1 protein-coding gene is annotated in these 509 nt (G+C 52.7%); it reads right to left on the bottom strand.

What is annotated here, in order from left to right; all coding sequences use genetic code 11:
• Positions 1-249: 249 nt before the first annotated feature.
• The coding region (locus D1Z90_RS22275) for a site-specific integrase (protein WP_232525353.1) at positions 250-509 on the bottom strand (260 nt) is incomplete at its 5' end.

The following is a 509-nucleotide window of genomic DNA, read 5'->3' as shown; positions in this document are numbered from 1 at the left end:
ACAGCTCGTCATGAATGGAGTGAGGGAGCGAGTTGAACACATCAACACGCGGGTTAGTGGTCAATTGAAAGAACAGGCAGGCACTCTCTCTGACCTAGAGAACTGGCTGACTAAAAACACTAGCTACGAGCGCCGTAGGTCTGGAAGTTGAGCGACAATTCATTACCGATTGCGTGGTTTCGAATTCCCCTGGGGGTATGCTGAAAGTCTTACAGAGAGCGGGTTTGAGGACTCGCTCTCTCGCTTTCTTTACGTTTCTAAACTAGGTGGCTGAGGGCGATCGGCTCGGTTCAGCAATCGCTCATAGGCGCGTTGGTGAATATGTCCATCGATCCATTGCTGGTAGATGTCGTTGTGCACTTCAACCGAGTGCCCCATCTGCTTTGCCGCTAAGGCATCCTCTAGCCCATACTCCAGAGTTCTGATTGCCCAAGCGTGGCGGAGGTCGTAGAGCCGAAAGGGGCAGCCGATTTCCCAAAAGTGCCGCGTGGCTGAATGTCCGATTTGGT

Origin of the sequence: Motilimonas pumila (assembly GCF_003596335.1) — a bacterium.
In the GTDB taxonomy this organism is placed as follows: domain Bacteria; phylum Pseudomonadota; class Gammaproteobacteria; order Enterobacterales; family CBDFNC01; genus Motilimonas; species Motilimonas pumila.
This window is presented reverse-complemented; position numbering and strand designations above follow the sequence as displayed.